General features: G+C 68.8%; 13 protein-coding genes. 8 read left to right on the top strand and 5 right to left on the bottom strand.

Going from position 1 to position 23,351, the window contains the following annotated elements:
* Nucleotides 1–55: 55 nt before the first annotated feature.
* From HUG10_RS16390 to HUG10_RS16380, 3 genes are read left to right on the top strand one after another with little or no spacing between them, the layout of a single operon-like run.
* Complete coding sequence (locus tag HUG10_RS16390; protein ID WP_179170592.1) at nucleotides 56–2,200, top strand: ABC transporter ATP-binding protein; 2,145 nt, start codon at nucleotides 56–58, stop codon at nucleotides 2,198–2,200.
* A complete protein-coding gene (locus HUG10_RS16385) occupies nucleotides 2,197–3,204 on the top strand; it encodes an ABC transporter permease (RefSeq protein WP_246310171.1) in 1,008 nt (335 codons plus the stop codon). The genes HUG10_RS16390 and HUG10_RS16385 overlap by 4 nt, the downstream gene beginning before the upstream one ends.
* The gene (locus HUG10_RS16380; protein ID WP_179170591.1) at nucleotides 3,201–4,154 is read left to right on the top strand and encodes an ABC transporter permease; all 954 of its coding nucleotides are present in this window, start codon (nucleotides 3,201–3,203) and stop codon (nucleotides 4,152–4,154) included. Before HUG10_RS16385 ends, HUG10_RS16380 begins: the two co-directional genes overlap by 4 nt.
* 63 nt (nucleotides 4,155–4,217) lie before the next feature.
* Here HUG10_RS16380 and HUG10_RS16375 read toward each other — a convergent pair whose 3' ends face one another.
* Nucleotides 4,218–4,445: a hypothetical protein gene (locus HUG10_RS16375; RefSeq protein WP_179170590.1), complete on the bottom strand. Its 228-nt coding sequence runs from the start codon at nucleotides 4,443–4,445 to the stop codon at nucleotides 4,218–4,220.
* A gap of 223 nt (nucleotides 4,446–4,668) precedes the next feature.
* On the opposite strand from HUG10_RS16375, the gene HUG10_RS16370 reads away from it, so the two are divergent.
* Nucleotides 4,669–6,747 carry an alpha-glucuronidase family glycosyl hydrolase gene (locus HUG10_RS16370; protein ID WP_179170589.1) on the top strand — a complete coding sequence of 693 codons (2,079 nt, stop codon included), beginning with the start codon at nucleotides 4,669–4,671 and terminating at the stop codon, nucleotides 6,745–6,747.
* Between the two features lie 39 nt (nucleotides 6,748–6,786).
* Here HUG10_RS16370 and HUG10_RS16365 read toward each other — a convergent pair whose 3' ends face one another.
* Complete coding sequence (locus HUG10_RS16365) at nucleotides 6,787–7,854, bottom strand: mannonate dehydratase (protein ID WP_179170588.1); 1,068 nt, start codon at nucleotides 7,852–7,854, stop codon at nucleotides 6,787–6,789.
* A gap of 74 nt (nucleotides 7,855–7,928) precedes the next feature.
* Nucleotides 7,929–9,395 (bottom strand): family 4 glycosyl hydrolase, encoded by a 1,467-nt coding sequence (locus HUG10_RS16360; RefSeq protein ID WP_179170587.1) that lies wholly within the window; start codon nucleotides 9,393–9,395, stop codon nucleotides 7,929–7,931.
* A gap of 114 nt (nucleotides 9,396–9,509) precedes the next feature.
* On the opposite strand from HUG10_RS16360, the gene HUG10_RS16355 reads away from it, so the two are divergent.
* Nucleotides 9,510–10,619, top strand: a complete 1,110-nt coding sequence (locus HUG10_RS16355; RefSeq protein WP_179170586.1) for a mannonate dehydratase — start codon at nucleotides 9,510–9,512, stop codon at nucleotides 10,617–10,619.
* A 49-nt stretch (nucleotides 10,620–10,668) separates the two neighbouring features.
* Here HUG10_RS16355 and uxaC read toward each other — a convergent pair whose 3' ends face one another.
* Both uxaC and HUG10_RS16345 read right to left on the bottom strand, forming a co-directional pair.
* Complete coding sequence (gene uxaC / locus HUG10_RS16350; RefSeq protein WP_179170585.1) at nucleotides 10,669–12,036, bottom strand: glucuronate isomerase; 1,368 nt, start codon at nucleotides 12,034–12,036, stop codon at nucleotides 10,669–10,671.
* 111 nt (nucleotides 12,037–12,147) lie between these two features.
* A complete protein-coding gene (locus HUG10_RS16345; protein ID WP_179170584.1) occupies nucleotides 12,148–14,133 on the bottom strand; it encodes a beta-galactosidase in 1,986 nt (661 codons plus the stop codon).
* 247 nt (nucleotides 14,134–14,380) lie between these two features.
* On the opposite strand from HUG10_RS16345, the gene HUG10_RS16340 reads away from it, so the two are divergent.
* The 3 genes from HUG10_RS16340 to HUG10_RS16330 all read left to right on the top strand — a co-directional run bounded on the left by HUG10_RS16340 (nucleotide 14,381) and on the right by HUG10_RS16330 (nucleotide 23,294).
* Nucleotides 14,381–16,627: a glycoside hydrolase family 3 N-terminal domain-containing protein gene (locus HUG10_RS16340; protein WP_179171120.1), complete on the top strand. Its 2,247-nt coding sequence runs from the start codon at nucleotides 14,381–14,383 to the stop codon at nucleotides 16,625–16,627.
* A gap of 561 nt (nucleotides 16,628–17,188) precedes the next feature.
* Entirely contained in the window at nucleotides 17,189–18,373 is a 1,185-nt protein-coding gene (locus HUG10_RS16335) for an outer membrane protein assembly factor BamB family protein (RefSeq protein WP_179170583.1), read from the top strand.
* 181 nt (nucleotides 18,374–18,554) lie between these two features.
* Nucleotides 18,555–23,294, top strand: coding sequence for a beta-galactosidase small subunit-related protein (locus HUG10_RS16330; RefSeq protein ID WP_179170582.1), 4,740 nt, complete (start codon nucleotides 18,555–18,557; stop codon nucleotides 23,292–23,294).
* Nucleotides 23,295–23,351 lie beyond the last annotated feature (57 nt).

Genomic DNA, 23,351 nt, shown 5'->3' with positions numbered 1-23,351 from the left:
TCGACCATAATTAATCGATAGGGATATTACGGTTCGTACTCGAACCACACTGTACATGTCACAACAGGCGGTATCGCACGAGAACGTCCTCGAAGTTCGGGACGTCGACGTCACCTTCGACATGGACCGCGGGACGTCCAGGGTGCTCGACGACGTCTCGCTGGACGTTCGCCGGGGGGAGATACTCGGCGTCGTCGGCGAGAGTGGGAGCGGGAAGTCGATGCTCGCGTCGGCGATGCTCGACGCGGTCGTCAACCCAGGGAAGGTCGACGGCGACATCACCTACCACGACGGGAGCGGCCGTTCGATGAACGTCCTCGACCTCGAGGGTGAGGAGTTGAAGCGACTGCGATGGGGGGACATCGCGATGGTGTTCCAGGGCGCGATGAGCTTCTTCAACCCGACGATGCGGATCCGGGGGCACTTCCTCGAGACGCTCAAGGCCCACGACGAGGACGTCGACGCGGGCATGGAGCGCGCACGCGAACTGCTCACCGACCTCCACCTCGAACCCGAGCGCGTGCTCGACACGTATCCGCACGAACTCAGCGGGGGGATGAAACAGCGGGCGCTCATCGCGCTCAGTCTCATCCTCGATCCGGAGGTGCTCGTGATGGACGAGCCGACGGCGGCGCTGGACCTGCTGATGCAACGCTCGATCCTCACGCTGCTCGAGGACCTCCAGGAGAAGTACGACCTGACCATCGTCTTCATCACCCACGACCTCCCGCTGGTGCAGGACCTCTGTGACCGCATCGCGGTGATGTACGCGTTCGACGTCGTGGAGGTGTTCCACGCCGACGACCTCTCGAACTCCCAGCACCCGTACACCAGATCGCTCCTCAACACCGTGCCGAACCTCACGACGCCGCTCGACGAACTGAAGGCGATCGAGGGCTCGAGCCCGGACCCGGTCGACGTGCCGCCGGGCTGTTCGTACCACCCCCGCTGCCCGCTCGCGACCGAGGAGTGTCGCCGCGAGGAACCTCCCCTGGAGCCGCTCGGCCCCGGTCAGGAGGTCGCCTGCTTCCACCACGATGAGGTAGACGGGGAACTGCCATTGATCCTCGAGGACGACTCGTCCGAGTACGAGCGGATCGAGGGGCGCCAGTCGGACGAGCCGGTGGTGACCCTCGACGACGTCGAGGTCCACTTCGAGGACGACGGCGGGGGGTTCTTCGGCCTGTTCAGCGACCCCAACGTCGTCCGCGCGGTCGACGGCGTCGACCTCGACATCTACGAGAACGACGTGGTCGCCGTGGTCGGCGAGTCCGGCTGCGGGAAGACGACCCTCGGGAAGACGGCCGTCGGGCTCCAGGAGCCCACCGGTGGGAGCGTCAACTACCGCGGCCAGGACGTCTGGGAGGCCAAGAAGGGGAAGGCGGGGGACGGCGAACGATCGTACGACGACATCAGGCGGGCCCTGCAGATCATCCACCAGGACCCGGGGAGCTCGCTCAACCCCAACCGGAAGGTCTCGGCGATCCTCCAGGTGCCGATGAAGCGCTGGAAACCCGACCTCGACAAGGAGGACCGGTGGGCGCGCGTGCTCGCCATGCTGGAATCCGCGGGGATGTCGCCGCCGGAGGACTACGCGGAGCGGTTCCCACACCAGCTCTCGGGCGGCGAACAGCAGCGCGTCGCGCTCATCCGCGCGCTGCTGATGAACCCCGACCTCATCCTCGCCGACGAGGCGGTCTCGGCGCTCGACGTGTCGATGCGGGTCGACATGATGGACCTCATGTTGACGCTGCAGGACCTGTTCGACACGTCGTACCTGTTCATCTCGCACAACCTCACCAACGCCCGCTACCTGACCGGGCGCGCCGGGGGGCGCATCGCCGTGATGTACCTCGGCGAGATCGTCGAGATCGGCCCCGCCGAGGAGATCGTCCGGAACCCGAAGCACCCGTACACGCAGGCGCTCCACTGGGCGACGACCGACATCACGGACGGCGACGAGACGCACGACGAGGCGCCGATCAGCGACATCGACATCCCCGACCCGGTGGACCCGCCGTCGGGCTGTCGGTTCCACCCGCGGTGCCCGAAGGCCCGGGAGGCCTGTACCGAGACGAACCCCGAACTCCAGGAGGGTCACACCGCCGCCTGCTTCCGCGACCGCGACGATGACCACCCATACTGGGACAGCGAGCCGCTCGACAACGAAGTCGTCGGCGTCGGGGGTGACGCCCCGTGAACGGACGCTGGCTGGCGCGCCGCATCGGGATGGCGTTCGTCGTCATCTACACGACGATCACGCTCACGTTCTTCCTCATCCGGCTGATGCCGGGCAGCCCCATCGACCGGATGCGGGCGGAGCTCTACCAGCGCTACGGCGCGACGATGAGCGAGGCGGAGATCAACCGGCAGGTGCGGCTCTACCTGAACGTCAAACCCGACGAACCGCTCCACGTGCAATACTTCGACTACGTGATCAAGACGTTCCAGGGCGACCTCGGCTACTCGTACATCCAGGGCGTCGAGGTGTCGGTGCTCCTGGCGGACGTCCTCCCCTGGACGGTGTTCCTGCTCAGCGTCGCCATCACGTTCCAGTACGTCATCGGCATCCTGCTCGGCGCGATGATGGCCTACACGGAGGGGAGTCGGTTCGACCTGTCCGCCTCCGCGCTCAGCACGTTCGTCGTCTCGGTGCCGTTCTACGTGTTCGCGTTCATCCTCGTGTTCTTCTTCGTCTTCCAGTGGGGGATCTTCCCCCAGGGCGGCAAGTTCGCGGCGGGGCTCAACCCCGGGTCGCTGGCGTGGTACCGGAGCGTACTCTACCACGCGACACTCCCCGTCGTCTCGCTCGTCGCCACCGGCTTCGGGGGCATCGCGCTGAGCATGCGCGCCAACAGCATCCAGACGCTCGGGTCCGACTACATCCGCGGGGCCCGCCTGCGCGGCCTGTCGGACCACCGCATTTCCTACCGGTACGTCGCGAGGAACGCCATCCTCCCGCTGTACACGGGGCTGCTCATCCAGATCGGGTTCCTGTTCGGCGGGTCGGTCATCCTGGAGCAGATCTTCAGCTACCGGGGGGTCGGCTACCTGATGCTCGACTCGGCGCTGCGCCGGGACTACCCGGTCATGATGGGGGCGTTCCTCGTCATCACCATCGCCGTCGTCGTCGGCGTGTTCGTCGCTGACCTCACGTACGGACGGCTCGATCCGCGTATCGAGACGGGGGGTGAGGGACGGTGAGCGACCGACAGGTGGACGAGGACATCCCGCTCGAGGTGGTGTCCGACGTCGACCGGACGCGGGAGGACCGGATCAGGGACCTCCTCCTGACGTACGTCGTCGTCCCCGGACGGATCCTTATCACGGACCCCAGGGCCCTGTTCGGGTTCGGCGTCGTCATCGCGTACCTCCTGATCGGGACCGTCGGGGTGTGGCTGCTGGAGCCGACCGAGATGTGGGCCGGCGGCCGCCTGGTCCAGCCGTTCCAGACGCTCGACCACCCGCTCGGGACGGACCCGCAGGGCCGCGACCTGCTGAAGATGATCATCTTCGGCACCCCACCCATCCTGACGATGATATTCAGCGGCGGCCTCTTCGTCGTCGTCGTCGGCACCGTCGTCGGCACCGTCGCCGGCTTCTCGGGCGGGCGCCTCGACGACGTGCTCTCGACGATCACCGACGTCGCGCTGACGATCCCGGGGCTCCCGCTGATCATCGTCCTGGCGGTGACGCTCGAGCCGGAGAACCCTGTTCTCATCGGCGTTCTGTTGGGGATCAACGGGTGGGCCGGGCTCGCCCGGAACCTCCGATCGCAGGTGCTCAGCGTCCGCGAGGAGGACTACGTGGAGGCCGCCGACGCGATGGGGATCCCGATGCGGAGCATCCTCCTGAAGGACGTGATGCCGAACGTGATGCCGTACGTCATGTACAACTTCATGAGCTCCATGCGGGGCGTGTTGTTCGCCGCCATCGGGCTCTACTACCTGGGCGTTCTGCCGTACAATCAGGACCACTGGGGAGTCCTCATCCGCCAGGCCTACGCCGGCGGCGCACTGACGGCCGGGTCGATGTTCCACTGGATCCTCTGGCCCATCGTCACGGTCGTCCTGCTCTCGATCGGCCTCATCCTGGTCTCGCAGTCGACCGACCGACTGTTCAACCCGCGGGTGCACGCCCGCCACGAGGACTAGCGGCCCGACCGCCCCGCTTCGTCGTTTTTCCGTTCGATTGCGACGGTCGGACCGGCCGACGGCTCAGAGGTCCCGGGACCGACAATGGCGGATGATCGCGTACAGCACGACCGCGTTGACCGACAGCACGGCGACGTTCAGCGGAATGAGCGCCCGTGTCTCCGGCCCCGGACCGTTGATCCAGGCGAACCCCATGAAGAAGAGCAGCGCGACCGAGATCGCGAGGAACACGTACGCCTGCGTGGAGAACAGGCAGAGGAAGTCCCAGAACCGGTCCCGACGTGAGCTCATGGCGTGCCCTACAGGCACCGCACGTTAGGTCGTTACGGTGCTGGTTCGGTCGCAGTACGGTGGTGTGGAGGGTCGGAGTAGGGTGGTGCGCGGGGTCGCAGGATGGGAATGGCACCGTCGGCGATCGGGCGAGGCGACGGCTTTGCGGAGGCGGTTCGGCTGGCCGCCGGCCCCAATGGCAACGACCGTCACGCCTATGGTACCGGTCGGGCAATCGCGTCGTATGCCCATCGAGGAGTACGACGACTGCTGGTTACGGTACGACGCGGTCGCCGACGAGGACCGCCTGGCCTCGTACCGGACGCGCTGTGCGAACGTGTACGCGTCCACCGGAGCGCCGGAACTGGGCGCCGTCCGCGACGAACTGCGACGCGGAATCGAGGGGCTCCTCGGCCGCGAACCCCACCTCTGGCAGCACCCGCCCCGATCGGCCGACGGCTTCCTCGCCGTCGGTACGCCCGGGGAGATGGAGGTCGTGGCCGACTCGGTCGACGTCGATGCGGTCGAGGCACTCGACGACGGCGGGTTCCACCTCCGTTCGGTGGAGTGGGAGGGTGCCGACTGCGTCGTCGTCACGGCCTCGACCGACCGGGGGCTGGTGTACGGCACCTTCCACCTGCTCCGCCACATGGCGCTCGGCCGGCCCATCGACGACCTCGACGTCTCCGAGGAGCCGACGAACGCCGAACGGATCGTGAACCACTGGGACAACCCGTTCCGCCGGTCGGTCGAACGGGGCTACGCCGGGCAATCGATCTTCGACTGGGAGCGGCTCCCCGACCTCCGGGAGCGGTACTTCGACTACGCCCGGCTGCTCGCCTCCGTCGGCATCAACGGCATCGTCGTCAACAACGTCAACACGCAGATCCCGGATCGGGAGGGCGCCAACGAAGCGATGGGCGAACTGGCGGGCTGGCAGCTCCTCGAATCCCGGCATCTAGAGAAGCTGACCGGCCTCGCGTCGGCCTTCCGACGGTACGGCATCCGGACGTACCTCTCGGTCAACTTCGGCGCGCCGGAGAAGGTCGGCGGCCTGGACACCTCCGACCCGAACGACGAGCGGGTGGCGGAGTGGTGGGCGGCGAAGGCCGACGAGGTGTACGACCTCGTCCCGGACTTCGGCGGCTTCCTCGTCAAGGCCGACTCCGAGGGCCAGCCGGGACCCTACAACTACGACGCCGACCACGTCGACGGCGCGAACGTGCTCGCCCGGGCGCTCGAACCGTACGGCGGGCGCGTCTGGTGGCGGGCATTCGTGTACGGGTCACACGAGGACCGCGCCGTCCAGCAGTACGACACCTTCGAACCGCTCGACAGCGAGTTCCACGACAACGTCACGGTCCAGGTGAAGAACGGACCGATCGACTTCCAGCCCCGCGAGCCCGTCTCGCCGGTGTTCGGGCAGATGCCCGACACCGGTCTGGGGCTGGAACTGCAGATCACCGGCGAGTACACCGGCCAGCACGTCCACGCCTGCTACCACGTCCCAATGTGGAAGGAGGTCCTGGAGTTCGACACCGACCCCGACGGCCACGGGAGGAAGGTGAAGGAGCTGTTCACCGAGGAGGGCACCGGCCTGGCGGGCGTCGGCGGTCCCGGCGAGGACCCGAACTGGACCGGCCACTACCTCGCGCAGGCCAACCTCTACGGCTACGGCCGCCTCGCCTGGGACCCCGACCTCGAGACCGCGACGATAACCGACGAGTGGGTCCGCCAGACGTTCGGGGGCGACCCGGCGGTCGTCGAGACGGTCACGGACATCCTGCACGACACCTGGCCGGCGGTCATCGGCTACTCCACCGGCGGCCTCGGGCTCATGCACATGATGTACAACGGGAGCGCACGCCTGGAGAACCACTACGACCCCGGCCCCGAGGAGTGGCCCGGCTACCACGGGGCCACCGAGGACGGCATCGGGAAGGACCGCAACTCGAATGGGAACGGCTATGCCCAGCAGTATCCCGACGCGCTCGCCGAGATGTACGACGACCCCGAGACGTGCCCGAGGGAACTGCTCCTGTTCTTCCACCACCTGCCGTGGGAGCACGAGCTCGACGACGGCCGGACCGTGGTGCAGACGCTGTACGACAACTGCTACGCCGGCGTCGAGGAGGCCGAACGACTCCGCGAGCGGTGGCGCACCCTGGAGGGGAAGGTGGACGACGAGCGGCACCGTCACGTGGCCGAGCGGTTCGACGAGCAGGTCCTGCAGGCGGGGCGGTGGGCCGACGCTCTGAGCGAGTTCTTCCACGACTACTCCTGCGTGCCGGACGACGAGGGACGGGTCCCGCTCGACGAGTAGTCGAGTCGAATCCGAACCGTCGGAGTGGCAGCCGCAGTCTCAGTACTCCGTCCGGACCGTATCGACGACGCCGCGGAGGTAGCCGACCGTGAACCCGCGGGCGCGGTGGCGCCAGTCGTCGTCGCCGACCATCTCCGGCACGTGATCGGGGATGACGACGCCGTCGAAGCCGACGTCGTGGAGCGTCCGGACGGCCGCGACCGCGTCGAAGTTCCCCTCGTCGACGAACGTCTCGTGGAAGCGCGGCACGGTGCCCGCGACGTCGCGGAAGTGGACGAAGACGATCTGGTCCCGCTCGCCGAACCGGCGGACGACGTCGTGCACGTCCGCACCCAGCTGCGAGAAACAGCCCAGACAGAGCTTCAGCCCGTGGTTGTCGCTCGGGACGAGCTCCATCGCGCGCTCGAAGCTCTCGACGCTCCGGAACAGCCGCGGAATTCCGCCCAGCGACTCCAGGCCGGGCGGGTCGACGGGGTGCAGCGCGAGGTCGACGCCCACCTCCTCGGCGATCGGGAGCACCGCCTCGAGGAACCCCCCGTAGTTCTCCCAGAACTCCGCCTCCGTGTACTCCCGGTCGAGCCCCGGCGCGAGCGCGTGGGGGTCGTCGACCTCCGCGAGGTCGAACGCCGTGCCGATCGCGCCGCCGCGGAGTTCGACCGGGGTCGTCCGCATGGGGACGACGCCACGCGGGTTCCACTGGTAGCCGAGGATGGGGACCCCGGCCGCGCCGAGATTACGCACGAGCGTCGTGATCTGCTCGAGCGCCTCGTCCGCCCCGTCCTGCCCGAACATGATGTCGCCGTACAGCGAGTACGGCAGCGACTGGATTCCCGCGAGCCGGAGCCCGGCGCCCTCGACTCGCTCGCGTGCGTCCTCGAGTTCTGCGACGGTGGGGATGGCGTCCCGCCCGACGGCGAGCGTGTCCGTCCCGTCGCGGTCGTTGAACTCGTCTGGCTCCTCGTCGGTGTCGGCGTGGTCGACGAACAAGTCCGTCGCGCCGAGCTGTCGGACGTACTGCAGTCGCGATTCCGCGAGCGAGCGCGTCCTGACGCCGACACGGACGTCGGCGTTCCGGTCGTGCTCGTCGCCCGTGCTTCGATCGGTCATGGTTCGGAATCACTGCGGGACGATAAAACACCACTGACGTCCAACCCCCCACGGTACCGACGCCCGAGACGGGGTTACTCGCCCGGGTAGGCGGACGACTCCGCGAGCACCGCCGAGTCCTCGAGGTTCCAGCCGTCGAGGTACGGCTCCTGGGCGGCGACCAGTTCCGCGAACAGCTCCCGCGAGTCGTCGGGCGACAGTGTGCGGACCTGCTGGTCGAGCAGGAACCCCTCGAAGGCCGCGTCGAGGTCGCCCTCGCGGGATGCCTCGACGATCGTCTCCTGCGTGTCGACGTGACCGCGGACGAGCCCCCGGACGGGCCGCGGGAAGCCGCCGGCGGCGACCGGCGTCACCTCGTCGGTCCGCACCACCGCGTTCGTCTCGACGACCGCGTCCGACTGCAGGTCCGACACCTGCCCCTCGTTGGGGAGGTTGACGTTCGTGACGCAGGTGCCGTCGCCGGTCAGCGCCGTCAGGATGTCCATGAACGTCTCGTTGGAGGACTCCAGAGAGAACTCCCGCTCGCCGTTCATCCACGCCTCGACGTCGGTCGTCTGGTCGGACTCTGCGGGCGACCAGTGCTTTGCGCGGTAGTCGCTGCCGGTGCGCTTGACCCCCCAGCGGTTCAGCGTCTCTCGTCCGCCCTGGAGGAACCACGTGGCGTACTCGACGAGATGGCGGTCGCCGGCGGCCGGTAACACGCCGAACCGGCGGAACAGCTCCCAGGTGACCTGCCAGTTGTCGACGAACACGCTCTCGCCTTCCAGGTCCTCGGCGGTGAACTCCTGGCGGGCCTCCTCGCGCTCCGCGAGGTCCTCGAGCAGCGGCCAGAGGTCGACCCCGTTGCAGCGCGCCTCGTCGACCCAGGTGAAGTGGTTGATCCCCTTGACGTTGACCGAGACGTCCTCCCGTGAGGCGTCCACGTCGAGGTGCTCCCGGGCGTAGCGCGCGAGGCAGGACCGCGTCCCGAGCACCTCGTGACAGAGGCCGATCGCGTTGACGTCGGGGTACTCGTCGTACAGCGCGCGGGTGGCGAACGTGACCGGGTTCGTGTAGTTGAACACCCACGCGTCGGGGCAGTGCTCCCGGATCGCAGCCGCGAACTCACGGTAGAGCGGGATCGTCCGCATCGCCCGGAAGATGCCGCCCGGGCCGATGGTGGCCGCGACTGCGCCGTAGATGCCGTACTCCTTCGGGATATCGAGGTCGTGGACGAACGTCTCGGTCGGGTCGTACTGCGTCGAGAGGACGACGACGTCCGCGCCCTCGAGCGTCGCTGCCGGCGTCTCGGTCGCGTCGTACGACCAGTCGGCAACCGCCTCCTCGCGGTCCTGCACCCAGTTGCCGAACCGCGCGTTCCGCTCCGCACTCTCGTGGTTCGCGTCGTAGAGGCGGACGTTCCCGTTCAGGTCCGACAGCGCGAGGTCGCGGATGAGCGCCGGCGCCCACTGGCGACTCCCGCCGCCGACGTAGGCGATGGTGACGTCGTCCGTCCGGTCCGTGTCGTCCGTAGCCGTCGCTTTGGCCCGAGTGGTTGTCATCGAATCGCACACGTTCGGGACCCAGCATAGAGGTGTGGGAAGCTGCAAGACGGGTCGGTCGCGGATGGCCGATACACCATACCATTAAAACCGCACACGAAGAAAGTGAAATCGATGGCTACCGTCGACGGCGGAGACGCGGCTGCGGAGCGACCCGACGATCTCCCTATGCGGGTCGGTCTCGGACAGTTCATGGAACCGACGGAGGAGCGGCTCCGGTTCATCAAACAGCTCGGGGTCGACGACGTCCTCCTTAACATGTACCAGTACGACGACCCCGACTACGAGCACATGCCCGACGACGAGCGGATGCCCCTGGAGGGCGACGGCGAGTGGTCGGTCGAGAACCTGGTCGCGCTGCGCGAGCGGATCGAGGACCACGGCCTCCGGTTGAACGCCATCGAGAACTTCCCGACGTCGTTCTACGACAAGGTGATGCTCGGCCGGCCCGGGCGCGACGAACAGCTGGCCAAGCTCAAGAACACGATCCGGAACATGGGGGAAGCCGGCATCCCCATCTTCGGGTACCACTGGGCGCCCGCGGGCGTCTGGCGGACCGGGACCGAGACCGTCCGCGGCGGCGCGCGGGTGTCGGCGTTCGACGCCGAGGAGGCGGACACGAGCTTCACGCACGGGCGCGAGTACACCGAGGAGGAGATGTGGGAGAACTACGAGTACTTCCTGCGCGAGGTGCTCCCGGTCGCCGAGAACGCCGGGATCAAACTGTGTCTCCACCCGAGCGACCCGCCGATGGAGACGCTCGGCGGCGTCCCGCAGCTCGCACGGAACTTCGAGAACTTCAAGCGGGCGATGGAGCTCGTCCCGAGCGACAACCACGGGCTGGAGTTCTGTCTGGGCTGCTGGTCGGAGATGGGCGAGGACCTGAACGAGGTGATCCGCCACTTCGGCGGACGCGACGAGCTGTTCTACGTGCACTTCCGGGACGTCGAGGGGACGATCCCCTCGTTCAGGGAGACGTTCCTCGGCGAGGGAAACTTCGACGAGTACGGGGTACTGAAACTCCTGGACGAGGTAGGTTTCGAGGGGATGATGATCCCGGACCACACCCCGAAACTGGAGGGCGACTCCGACTGGGAACACCGCGGCCGCGCGTACACGGTCGGCTACCTGAACGGGATGCTGAAGGCGATGCGGGCGGAGCAGGGCGAGCAGGTGGAGCAGGTGATGCTGGCGGAGCAGGTCGAACAGTCGGAGCGGACGTGACGGCCGCACCTAACCGAACGGCGCGATAACCCGGAGCGAACGACGACAGCTAGGCGAACCCGTAGAGGCGGCCAGGTCGATCGTAGGCGACGTGTTCGACCAGGTCCAGTCCGACGTCCATCGGCATCCGGCCGCGCTCGACCTGCCGACCGACGACGTTCGCGAGCGAGCGCCGGAACATCTCGAAGCGCGAGTCGAACGAGAGGAGCTTCCGCGAGTCGCTGACCATGCCCGCGTGGTTGGCAAGGAGGTCGACCGTGCCGACGTACTCCAATTGGTGTTCCATGCCGAACGGGCTGTCGTTGAACCACCACGCCGCCCCCACGCAGACGTTGGGGAACGCCCGGGCGATGGTCGCCAGCGTCGGGTAGTGCGTCGGGTCGACGCAGTAGAGGACGATCTCCCCCTCGCCGTCGAACGTGTTGAGGAAGTGGCGGAGGTTCTCCGCGATCTCGACGTCGCCCGACGTGACGGTGCCCCCGGCGGCAGAGCTCAGCCGCTCGAACAGGTCCTCGCGATAGTCGCGGACCGGCCCGATGTGGAGCTGGGTGACCCACCCCTTCTCGACGTTCAGCGAGCCGATGTACTCCAGCAGGAACGCCTCGAAATCCTCGACCTCGCGCTCGCTCGGGGACTCGCCCCGGCGAGCGGCCTCGTAGATCCGCCGCGCCCGCGTCTCGCTCACGGGTCGGGAGACGGGTTCGTACACGCTCAGGTCGCTCGCGCGGCAACCGTGGTCGGCGAAGCGGTCGTGGGTGGCCGCGAGCGCGTCGAGGAACCCGTCGAGACTGCCCGTGTCGATGCCGGTCGCGTCGGTCAGTTCGTCGACGAAGTCGTCCCAGTCCCCGTGGCCGATGTGCACGGCCCGGTCGGCCCGCCACGTCGGGAGGACGTCGGTGCCGTCGACCTCGGTCGCGGCGCGCTCGTGGTACTCCAGGGACGAGGTCGGGTCGTCGGTGGTGCAGACGACCTCCACGCCCATCTCCTCGAGGAGGCGCTGCGGTCGCATCGTGTCGTCTTCGAGTTGCGCCGCGGTCTCCTCCCAGATCTCGTCGGCCGTCGCGGCCGAGATGGGGTTCTCGATGCCGAACCGGCGCTTCAGGTCGAGGTGGACCCACTCGTAGGTCGGGTTGCCTGCGAACTCGGGGAACACCTCAGCCAGCGCGGTCCACTTCTCGCGGTTGGAGGCGTCGCCGGTGATCTTCTCCTCGGGGACGCCACGTTTTCGCATCATCGCCCAGACGTAGTGGTCGGTGGCGCCCTCCACCTCCCAGATGTCGCCCCAGCCGTCGTCCTCCACGATCTCGACCACGTCGGCGTGGCTGTGCGGGTCGCGGATCGGCAGGTCGGCGACGGCGTCGTACAGGTCGCGTGCGGCGTCGGTTTCGAGCAGGTAGTCCTCGTCGAGGAAGCCCATCGTTGGTAGAGGTCACAGCCGAGACCGCCATAAATCCGCGGATGCCGCGGACCGGTTTCGTCGGTTTACGCCGATCGTTCGCGCGTCGGCCGTGACCCCGATATCGGTAGGCTACCGCTCGAACGCCAGTTCCGAGAGGGGGGCGCGAACGACCGAACAGCCGGCGGGGGGGACCTCCTCGTCCCCGACGAGCCACTCCGCGTCCCCGTCCGCCCGGACCGTCACCGGATCGAGCGCGAAGTTGAGCACCCAGACCGCGTCTCCTCGGGTCGAACACCGAACGTCCCGTGGGAGGCGGTCCGCGCACTCGACACCGCCCGCGTCGAGCACGTCCGCGACGAGCGCGTCGGCCAGTTCCGCCCCCGGCCAGACGCCGCTGTACAGGACCGTGCCGTCGCCGACGCGGTTCCGCGTGATCGCGGCGCGGCCCTCGCCGACGCCCGCGGCGTACTCGCCGACGACGTCGGCGCCGTCGACGTCGAGCCACTCCGCCCACGTCCGGTACGCGAACGACTCGCCGCGGTACGTCAGGTCCAGCCCGTCCTCGTCGCGGGGGAAGCTCTCGCGCTGGTCGAGCGTCGCGCCCACGGTCCCCGCGAGCGGCCCGGGAGCCGGATCGTTCCGGAGCTTGTCGTACTCGTCCTTGACGCCCGACCGCATCGTCACGAGCAGGGAGCCGCCGCGCTCCGCGTACCGGCGCAGGCGGTCGGCGAGCGCCGCGTCCGCGAGGCACAGCGTCGGGGCGACGACCGCGCCGTAACCGTCGAGGTCCGCGTCGGTCCCGACCACGTCCACGTCGAGTCCCCGCCGGCGGAGGGCGCTGTAGTACGTCCGTGCGTGCGCCCAGTAGTCGAACGAGGAGGATCGGGGCTGGATGTCGAGCGCCCAGGCGTCCTCGTAGTCGTGGAGGAGGGCGACCGGGGCGTCGACCGGGCCGGGATCGAGGTCCGCGAGGTCGGCCGCGGTCTCGCGCGCGTCGCCGTACGCGCGGTCGGGGCCGCCGTGGTGTTTCCGCAACCCGGCGAGGTACTGCTCCTGGCCGCTCCGGCAGCGCCGCCAGCGGAAGTACAGCGCCGCGCCCGCGCCGTGGGCGACCGCCTGGTGGGCCCACAGCCGCATCGCGCCCTCGGCCGGCTGCGGGCTGTCGGCAGGGTAGTCCTTCTCGCCCGACTGGAGCTCCGTCACCCAGAAGCGCTCGTCACTCATCCCCCGGTAGAGGTCGTGGTTCATCCCCACAGTGTCGAACGCGCCGGTCCGGAGCGACGCGTCACCGCCGCGGGCGAACCCGCCCGTCGGATAGGTGTCCCACGAGGCGAAGTCCAGGTCCTCGGCGACGGCGCGGGCGTCGAGGTCGCCGAAGTTCCCCATGAAGTTGTGCGTGAAGAACCAGTCGTCGTCCGCGTCCCGCAGGAGCGCCACCTGGAGCCGGTTGTAGTCGAGGACGCTGTCGCTGGCGAACCGGTAGTACGCCAGCAGCCGCGACGGGTGGTGGTCGGCGGTCGCCACGCAGGGCGGATCGACCGACCCGAACGACGGGTACGACTGGCTCCAGAAGGCGGTGCCCCAGGCCTCGTTCAGCGCGTCGACGTCGTCGTGCCGCTCGCGGAGCCAGTCACGGAAGGCGGCCGCGCAGTCGTCGCAGTAGCACCGGACGGTGTCGTGACAGCCGAACTCGTTGTCGATCTGCCAGCCGGCGACCCGCGGGTCGCCGGCGTACCGGTCGGCCAGCTCCGACACGACGCGCTCGGTCTCCTCGCGATACGCGGGCGAGTTGAAGCAGTAGTGGCGACGTCCACCGAACCCCCTCACCGTCCCGTCCGCGGTCTCCTGGAGGATCCCGGGGCGCTCGTCGACCAGCCACTTCGGCGGCGTCGCCGTCGGCGTGCACAGCACCGCCGTCAGGTCGTGCTCCGCGAGCAGGTCGAGGATCTCGTCCAGCCACCCGAACTCGAAGCGCCCGCGCTCGGGCTCGAGCCGGTCCCAGGCGAACTCGCCCATCCGGACGTGTTCGAACCCCGCCTCGGCCATTTGTTCGACGTCGCGCTCCCACCGCTCGCCTGGCCAGTGTTCCGGGAAGTAGCAGACTCCGATCGACATGCGCTTCCAGTCCTGGCCGGGTTAGTTGAACCTTCCCCTCGGCCGCCCGGATAGGACCGTTCCGGGCGACACCGTGTCCGCCGAAGTCGGGACAGTCGCCCGTCCGGGGCGATACCAGACGCCGTCAGAATCGTTAAGATGCGGCGCCGTGAACCCGGCCTCTGTGACAGCAGAGGTTCCGGAGGGCGCGACGTACACCGACGACGCCGCGCCGCCAGAGCGACGCATCGACGACCTGCTCTCGCGAATGACGCTACGGGAGAAGGCCGCCCAGCTAGGCTCGGTCAACGCGGCGAAGCTACTCGACGACGGCGAACTCGACCGCGAGGCGGCCGAGGAACTCCTGTCCGAGGGGATCGGTCACCTCACCCGCATCGGTGGGGAGGGGAGTCTCTCCCCGACCGATGCCGCCCGGATCACGAACGAGTTACAGGAGATCCTCGGCGAGACGCGACTGGGTGTCCCGGCGATCCCGCACGAGGAGTGCCTGAGCGGCTACATGGGCCCCGAGGGGACGACGTTCCCCCAGTCGATCGGGATGGCGAGCACGTGGGAGCCCGACCTGATGGCCGAGGTTACCGAGCAGATCAGGTCCGAGATGGAGGCGATCGGGACGGTCCACGCGCTCTCACCCGTGCTGGACGTCGCGCGCGATCTCCGGTGGGGGCGCGTCGAGGAGACGTTCGGTGAGGACCCGTACCTCGTCGCGGCGATGGCCTGCGCGTACGTCTCAGGGCTCCAGGGCGACTCGGTCGAGGAGGGCATCTCGGCGACGCTGAAGCACTTCGTCGCCCACGGCGTCTCCGAGGGCGGGAAGAACCGCGCCTCGGTCAATCTCGGCGAACGGGAGCTCCGCGAAACGCACCTGTACCCGTACGAGGCCGCGATCCGGAGGTCGGGCGTGGAGTCGGTGATGAACGCCTACCACGACATCGACGGCATCCCCTGCGCGAGTTCCGAGTGGCTGCTGACCGACGTGCTCCGCGGCGAGCTGGGGTTCGAGGGGACGGTCGTCTCCGACTACTACAGCGTGGAGTTTCTGCGGAGTGAGCACGGCGTCGCGGCCGACGAGCGCGAGGCCGGCGTGCAGGCACTCGAGGCCGGCATCGACGTCGAACTCCCGGCCACCGACTGCTACGGCGAGCACCTCGTCGAGGCGGTCGAGAACGGCGAACTCGCCGAGGAGACGCTCGACGAGAGCGTCCGGCGCGTCCTCCGGATGAAGCTCCGGAAGGGCGTCCTCGAGGACCCGACCGTCGACGCGGACGCCGCGGCCGACGCGTTCGGAACCGACGAGGCGACGGCGCTCACCGAGCGCGCCGCGCGCGAGTCGCAGGTCCTGCTGAAGAACGAGGGCGACCTCCTCCCGCTCGACGACGTGGACACCCTCGCCGTGGTCGGCCCCAAGGCGGACGACGTCCAGGAGATGATGGGCGACTACGCCTATCCCGCACACTACCCGGAGGAGGAGGTGTCGGTCGACGCGACGACGCCCCTCGAAGCCATCCGAGTGCGTGCAGGAGTCGGGGTCGACGTCCCGTACGAGGAGGGGTGTACGACGACCGGTCCGGATACGAGCGGCTTCGACGCGGCCGCGGACGTCGCGGCCGACGCCGACGTCGCGCTCGCGTTCGTCGGCGCCCGCTCCGCCGTCGACTTCTTGGACGCCGACGAGGCGGACGCGACCAACCCGAGCCTCCCCACCAGCGGCGAAGGGTCGGACGTGACCGACCTCGGCCTGCCGGGCGTCCAGCAGGAGCTCCTCGTACGGCTCCACGGGACGGGTACGCCGCTCGTCGTCGTCGTCGTCAGCGGCAAGCCCCACTCCATCGAGTGGGTCGCCGAGGAGGTACCGGCCGTCCTCCAGGCGTGGCTCCCCGGCGAGGAGGGCGGCACGGCCATCGCCGACGTGCTGTTCGGCGACTACAACCCGAGCGGCCACCTCCCGGTGTCGGTTCCCCGGTCGGTCGGGCAGCTCCCCGTCCACTACAGCCGCCGACCCAACTCGGCGACCAACGACCACGTGTACACGGGGAGCGCGCCGCTGTACCCGTTCGGTCACGGGCTGAGCTACACCGAGTTCGACTACGACGACCTCGAACTCGCGGCCGACCGCGTCGACCCGGCCGGGACGGTAGCGGCGAGCGTCACGGTCACGAACGTCGGCGACTGCGCCGGGCGCGACGTCGTCCAGCTGTACGTCCGCCCCGAGTCGCCCGACCAGGCCCGCCCGGTTCAGGAGCTGAAGGGCTTCGAGCGCGTGGCGCTCGACGCCGGCGAATCGAAGCGCGTGACGTTCGAGCTCCCCGCCTCCCTGCTCGCGTACCACGACCGCGACATGAACCTCGTCGTCCACGAGGGCTCGTACGAACTGCGCATCGGCCGCTCTGCCGCGGACGTCGTCGCGACGGAGACGGTCGACGTGAGCGAGTCGAAGGTCGTGCCGCGCAACGGGCGCGCCTACTTCGCCGAGACTCACGTCGAGGACGCCTGATTCCGGATCGCATCGGGGAACTCTACGACGGACCGACGGACGATTCGCTTCAGCACCACGGCCGGCGGAGGTAGTACTACCTTTCTATTATCTTCTCCTTCCTATATCTAACCCGTAATGATTTCTTTTGTTATGAGTCGTGGTGTTCGGCTACTGTCTTGGCTGTCCTCGTCTCCCGCATCTGTCGGCCCGATCCGTCCGCACCGACTCGATCGGCGACGGCTCGGAGTCTGCACTCGATCGGAACCTCGTCGACGCAACAGCGTCCGATCGGGGTACAGCGCCGCTCTCGGCTAATAGTCTGGACGATGGGGCTGCTTCGTCGAAGCCGTGACGCCCACATCGACGGAGCTCGGACGCACGGGTTGGGAAGACACTGACTCGTCCGCTGATTGGATTCTCCGGTTCGCGTACGCCGGCGGACCCACCAGAAAAATATCTATTTACTTTCTATAGTCGTTATTCGTCATTTCTAGTACCTCCATTCGTCGGGAGCTCGTTCAGACTCCTGTCAGCGTGAAATCAGAGGATAGTTAGGGACGACGAGAGAGCGAGCACCAGATGCCCTCCAGACGGTCCCTCCTCGCGACAATCGGAACCGCCAGCGTAGCCGGATTGGGCGGCTGCTCGTCGAACAGCGGGTACGATCGAGCGGCCAAGGACGCCGGCGACGCGACCGACTGGCCGACGGCCGGCCACGACCGCCAGCACACTCGGTACATTCCCGACGGGACGGGCCCCCGGTCGGGCGTGACGGAACGCTGGCGGGTCGAGACCGGAAGGCACACCGCCGAACCCATCGTTGCCGGGGAGACGGCCTTCGTGACGGTCAGCCACGACGTGCTGGCACTCGATATCGAGACCGGCGAGGAACGGTGGTCGGTCGCGCCCGAGAACCGGGTTGCCGTGTACTGGGCGCCACCGGCAGTACACGACGGCACCGCGTACGTCGCCGGGGACAGGATGGTCCGCGCGTTCGACGTCGAGACCGGCGAGCAGCGGTGGGTGCACGAGTCGAGTAGACACACCACCGCGCCGCCGATCGTCAGCGGGTCCGGGACCTCACTGCTCGTCGGCACGGGCGAGACGATCGTCAGACTCGATGGAGAGACTGGAGCTGTGGAGTGGGAGCGCCGGTTGTTCGGTCAGATCCAGGGGATCGCGGGTACCCAGTCGGTGCCGTTCGTGGTGGCGACTGAAGCTGGTGACGTCTACGCACTCAGCCCGAGCACTGGTGATGGCTTCTGGCGCACGGCGTTGCCGGACTACTGCCAGTGTGGCCCGACCACCGTCGGTGGGCGAACCTTCGTCGGCTGCTTCGACGGCAACCTGTACGCACTCGGAAGGCGGGGACAGATCGAGTGGACCACGGAGATCGGCGGCTTCGCGAAAGGTGGCATCGGCGTCGCCGACGGGACGGTGTACGTAGACGGTGGACGGACACTCCACGCCCTCTCAGCCGATAGCGGGGAGAAACGGTGGCACGTCGACGTCGGGACCACCGGCGACCACCCACCGGTCATCGTCGGCGACACGGTCTACACCGGCGGCGACCGGCTCCGGGCGCTCAAACCGGATGGGGGAATCGGGACGGACGGTTTCCGCGTCGAACCCGCGCGGTTCACCGCCGAGGTGGGGACCCACGTCGGTCAGCTCTCCGCGGCGAACGGTTCGCTGTACGCGGCCGTCAGCCAGGGGAGGGGCGACGAACAGCGCACGTCGCTGGTTCGACTCGACCCCGCGTAGCGCGTCGACAGTCGGTCACTCGTCGTTCCCGAACCCCGTCGAACCCCCTTATTTCCTATTAGTATAGCGATGTGATTAATGACCTCCTCCGAGAGTTGATTTGGGCGCATGTGCACCAAACTGTGTGTTACCATCCGTCGAGGGAGAGACCATCACGATCGCCGCCCGGCGTGTGAGACTCATGAGTAAGGATCGCTCGCGACCATCGGCCACATCGCACACGTCGTCGCCGATCACGACCTCCAGGCGCACGTTCCTCCAGGCGACGGGCCTCGGCGCCCTGGCTGCCGGGACCTCGTCCGTCGGCACAGCCCAGTCCGACGGGGCGCCCTCGTCCCCGGAGACGGAATCCGGCGGCCCTGGACGCGTTGGGAACATCTCCTCGTACATCGAGGACCCCACAGTCTTCGAACAGGGGCGCGAACCGACCCACGCCACGGCCGCCATCCCGTACGGGTCCGTCCGGCAGGCGCGCGACTCGGACGAGCGGTTCACCCCCCTCGAGGAGCGGTTCGCGGGGTCCGACTACTTCCGGAGCCTGAACGGGGAGTGGGAGTTCCGCTTCTACGAGCGCCCGGACGACCGACCCGGGGAGTACGCCGACGGGGACTGGGAGTCCATCGACGTCCCGAGCGTCTGGCAGACCGAGGGGTACGACCAGTACATCTACGCGAACACGCCCATCACGTGGACCGAGTACGACCCGCCGCTCGAGGGCGAACTCGACCCCAGGGCCGAGGGCGGCGTCGACGTCCCCGACACGAACCCGACCGGGACGTACCGGCGCTCGTTTAGCGTCCCCGACGACTGGGACGGCCGGGAGGTCTTCCTCCACTTCGAGGGGGTCAAGCAGGCGTACTTCGTCTGGGTCGACGGCGAGTACGTCGGCTTCCAGCAGGGGCCGATGACCCCCGGCGAATTCGACATCACCGAGCACGTCTCCGCCGGGAGCGACCACGAGGTCACGGTCCAGGTGTATCGCTTCTCCGACGGCGAGGCGATCGAGACCATCGACATGTTCCGCTACGCCGGGATCTACCGGAGCGTCTACCTCTTCTCCACGCCGTCGGTCCACCTCCGCGACTTCCACGTCCGGTCGGGCCTCGACGACGACTACGAGGACGGCCACCTCCGCATCGACGCCGAACTGGCGAACTTCACGGGCGAGCCGCAGGGCTCCTACACCGTCCGCGCCCACCTGTTCGAGGGCGAGGAGCCGTCCGGCCCGGGGGCGTCGGAGGACTCGTCGAGGGATGGCCCGTCCGACGAGCCGGTGGCGACGCTGTCGACCACGACGACGGTCGGACCCGACGGCGACGCGGTGACGATGGAGACCGACGTCCGGGATCCCGCGAAGTGGTCGGCCGAACACCCGAACCTCTACACCGTCGTGCTGGAACTGCTCCCGTCCGGGGGGTCGCCGACCGAGGCGATGCTCGACAAGGTCGGCTTCCGCTCGTTCGAGGCGACGCGGGGGGAGCCCGGGGCACGCGTCCTCGTCAACGGCGAACCGGTGAACGTCAGGGGGACCAACCGCCACGAGACCGATCCCGACACCGGGCGGACGGTCCCCGTCGAGACGATGCGGACCGACCTGGAGCTGATGAAGCGGTTCAACCTCAACGCGGTGCGCACCTCCCACTACCCCAACGACCCGACGTTCCTCCGGCTGGCTGACGAGTACGGGGTGTACGTCCAGGACGAGGTCTGCGTCGAGAGCCACTGGTTCGAGGACCTGCTGGCCTCGACGGACGCCTACCACGACCAGGCGGTCGCACGCTTCCGGCGCATGCTGCTGCGCGACCGCAACCACGCCTCGATCTTCTCGTGGTCGACCGGGAACGAGGCGGGGACGGGCGACGAGCACCTGGCGATGGCCGCGCTGGCCGCGGACTCGCCCGAGCACATCCCCGAGGACACGAGCGACGTCACTGGCGTCGGGCCGGTCGAGTCCTACTCGGGGGGCGTCGAGGGACTCGCACCCGACCAACTGCTGTACCACCAGCCGAACGGCGGCGGGTGGGACGTCGAGTACAGCGACATGCTCGGACCGCGCTACCCCGACCTCGACGGCCTCCTCTCGGTCGCCGACGGCTCCGGCATCGGCGACGGCGAGCGCCCGGTCGTGATGGGCGAGTACAACCACGCGATGGGCAACAGCCTCGGCCTCGTCCACCGCATGTGGGACGAGCACATCCAGCCGCCGGTCCGTCGGGCACGCGACGGGACGGGCGAGGGACCCGACGGCGTCCTCGTCGGCTCGCCGACCGTCGAAGCCGGCCGGGAGGGCGGCGCGGTCACGCTGGGGGACGGAGACCACATCGAGGTCGAACGGGCGGACCTCGACCGCTCTCCCTCGTTCACGTTCGCCGTCACCTCCACGGGGGTCGGGCCGAACACGACCCGCGAGCTCCTGTCCGCGGGCGGGCGGGACGTGCTCGCGGTCGACCAGGGACGGCTCGTCGTCGGCACCGGGGGGCGGGCGACGTCGGCCGACCTCCCGGGGCTCTCGGCCGACGAGTGGCACACGCTCGTCCTCGTGGTCACGGACGACGGGCTCCGCGTCTACTTCGACGGCGAGCGGGTGGTCGCGACCGACCGCGCGCCCCGTGGGTTCCTCCGCGGACGCGCCCCGCTCCGACTCGGCGGCGCCGGCCCCGCGTCCGACGACGGGTCGGGGGGCGAGGCGTCGATCACCGTCGACGCGGTTCATGCGTTCGACCGTGCGCTGTCGGCCGAGGAGGCGGCCGACCCCGCCTCCGTCGAGGACGGCGCGGTGCTGCGCTACACGTTCGACGGACTGCTCCGCGACCGGAGCCTCGGCGGCGGGTTCGTCTGGGACTGGGTCAACCAGGACGTGACCCGGACGACGACCGTCGACGGCGAGTCGGTCGAGTACGGGTTCTACGACGGCAACCCGTTCTGTCTGAACGGGCTGGTCTGGTCCGACCGCCGCACCCAGCCCGAACTCGACCAGCTCAAGCACAGCCACCAACCCGTCAAGGTCGCGCCCACGGGGCGACTCGCCGAGGGCGACGTCTACATCACGAACCACTTCTCCTTCACCGACCTGAGCGCGCTCGACGGGCGCTGGGAGCTCGTCGCCGACGACGAGACGGTGGACGAGGGGACGCTCGACCTCGACCTCGCCCCGGGCGAGACCCGGCGCGTCTCGGTCCCGTTCGAGTCGCCCGAGGAGCCCGATCCCGGCGTGGAGTACCGGCTGAACGTCTCGTTCGTCGATCCCGAGGCGAGGGCGTACGCGGAGGCCGGCCACCGGGTCGCCCGCGACCAGCTCGACGTGCCCGTCGACGCGCCGGACGCGCCGACGGTCGACCCCGCGGAGCTCCCCGCGCTGTCGACCTCGGAGGACGACGGGTCGGTCGGCGTCGCCGGGGACGGGTTCGAGTACACGTTCGACCGCGACGCCGGGACGCTCTCCTCGATGCGGTACGAGGGGGCCGAGCTGCTGGACGCCGGCCCGCTGTTCGACGCCTGGCGCGCCCCCATCATGAACGAGGTGCAGGCGTGGGGGAGCGAACAGGCGTCGAGCTGGGAGGAGGCGGGACTGGACTCGCTGGACCACCAGGTCGACTCGGTGAACGTCTCACAGCCCGCGGACGCGCTCGTCCGCGTCGACGTGACCGGGTTCGCACAGGGGCGCGGCCCGCGGACCACGCTGACGACGCCCGACGGGACGGGCGGTAGCGACGGGATCGTCCACGGCGACCCCGAGCGCGTCGACGGCCGGTCCGGGCTGGCGCTCGCGCTCGACGGCGAGGACGACTACGTCGACGCGGGGAGCGGGTCGGGGGTGAACTTCACCAGCCCCGGGTTCACGATCAGCGCGACGTTCGGGGGCGTCGAGACGGGCGATCACAACCCCCTCGTCACCAAGGGCGACCACCAGTACGGGCTGAAGGTCAACGGGAGCGACTTCGAGCTGTTCGTCTACTCGGACGGCTGGCACACCGTGCGGGCACCCGTCCCGGACGACCTCGGTGATGACTGGCATACCCTCACGGGTGTCTGTACGGCGGACGAGCTCCGGCTCTACCTCGACGGGGAGCAGGTCGGGTCGAGCGCCTACGAGCCGTCCGGCGTCAACGGGACCGAGTTCCCGGTCCACGTCGGCCACAACTCCGAGAACACCGGCCGCTACACGGCGACGACAATCGACTCCGCGCGGCTGTACGACCGAGCGTTGACGGCCGACGAGGTCGCGGACGGTTTCGACTCGCCGCCCGAGAGCGCCGTCCGCTGGTACGAGTTCGACGAGTTCGAGGAGAGTCAGTCCTCCGAGCGCGGCGCGGGCTTCTGGACGGCGTACAGCTACGCGGTGTTCGGCAGCGGCGACGTGACCGTCGGCGTCGACGCGGACCCGAACGACGAGCTCCGGAGGATCGTCACCGACTACCTCCCGAAGGTGGGGCTCCGGATGGAGCTCCCCGAGGAGTTCTCCGAGTTCGAGTGGTACGGCCGCGGGCCGCTGGAGACGTACCCCGACCGGAAGTGGGGCGTCGACGTCGGTCGGTACGCCGGGTCGGTCGAGGACCAGTACGTCCCCTACCTGCCGCCGACGGACAACGGGAACAAGGCCGACACGCGCTGGGCGGCGCTCTCGAACGGCGAGGTGGGTCTGCTCGGCGCCGCGACCGACGAGTCGATGAACGTGAACCTCGAGCAGTGGGCCAACCTCGCCGAGGCCGACTACCAGCACGAACTGGAACCGCGGGGCTCCGTCGGGTTCGACCTCGACCACCGCGTCTCCGGCGTCGGCGGCACCCCCGTCGAACCGTACGACGAGTACCAGGTGCAACCGGAAGCGGCGACGTTCGAGTTCCACCTCCGACCGTTCGCCGCCGGGGAGGCAGACCCGATGGACCTGGCGAACCGACGGTTCCCGGCGAGCCACGGGTAGTGCGGCCGCGGGCGGGTCGTCGAAACGCAGGAGGGGCGATCGAACCCGCCCGACGTG

It is taken from the genome of Halorarum halophilum (assembly GCF_013401515.1).
In the GTDB taxonomy this organism is placed as follows: domain Archaea; phylum Halobacteriota; class Halobacteria; order Halobacteriales; family Haloferacaceae; genus Halorarum; species Halorarum halophilum.
This window is presented reverse-complemented; position numbering and strand designations above follow the sequence as displayed.

Bases quoted from the DNA above. Each gene is read 5' to 3' on its own strand.
- HUG10_RS16390 (WP_179170592.1), top strand. From the start codon at position 56: ATGTCACAACAGGCGGTATCGCACGAGAACGTCCTCGAAGTTCGGGAC.
- HUG10_RS16375 (WP_179170590.1), bottom strand. From the start codon at position 4,445: ATGAGCTCACGTCGGGACCGGTTCTGGGACTTCCTCTGCCTGTTCTCC.
- HUG10_RS16370 (WP_179170589.1), top strand. From the start codon at position 4,669: ATGCCCATCGAGGAGTACGACGACTGCTGGTTACGGTACGACGCGGTC.
- HUG10_RS16365 (WP_179170588.1), bottom strand. From the start codon at position 7,854: ATGACCGATCGAAGCACGGGCGACGAGCACGACCGGAACGCCGACGTC.
- HUG10_RS16360 (WP_179170587.1), bottom strand. From the start codon at position 9,395: ATGACAACCACTCGGGCCAAAGCGACGGCTACGGACGACACGGACCGG.
- HUG10_RS16355 (WP_179170586.1), top strand. From the start codon at position 9,510: ATGGCTACCGTCGACGGCGGAGACGCGGCTGCGGAGCGACCCGACGAT.
- uxaC (WP_179170585.1), bottom strand. From the start codon at position 12,036: ATGGGCTTCCTCGACGAGGACTACCTGCTCGAAACCGACGCCGCACGC.
- HUG10_RS16345 (WP_179170584.1), bottom strand. From the start codon at position 14,133: ATGTCGATCGGAGTCTGCTACTTCCCGGAACACTGGCCAGGCGAGCGG.
- HUG10_RS16340 (WP_179171120.1), top strand. From the start codon at position 14,381: ATGACGCTACGGGAGAAGGCCGCCCAGCTAGGCTCGGTCAACGCGGCG.
- HUG10_RS16335 (WP_179170583.1), top strand. From the start codon at position 17,189: ATGCCCTCCAGACGGTCCCTCCTCGCGACAATCGGAACCGCCAGCGTA.
- HUG10_RS16330 (WP_179170582.1), top strand. From the start codon at position 18,555: ATGAGTAAGGATCGCTCGCGACCATCGGCCACATCGCACACGTCGTCG.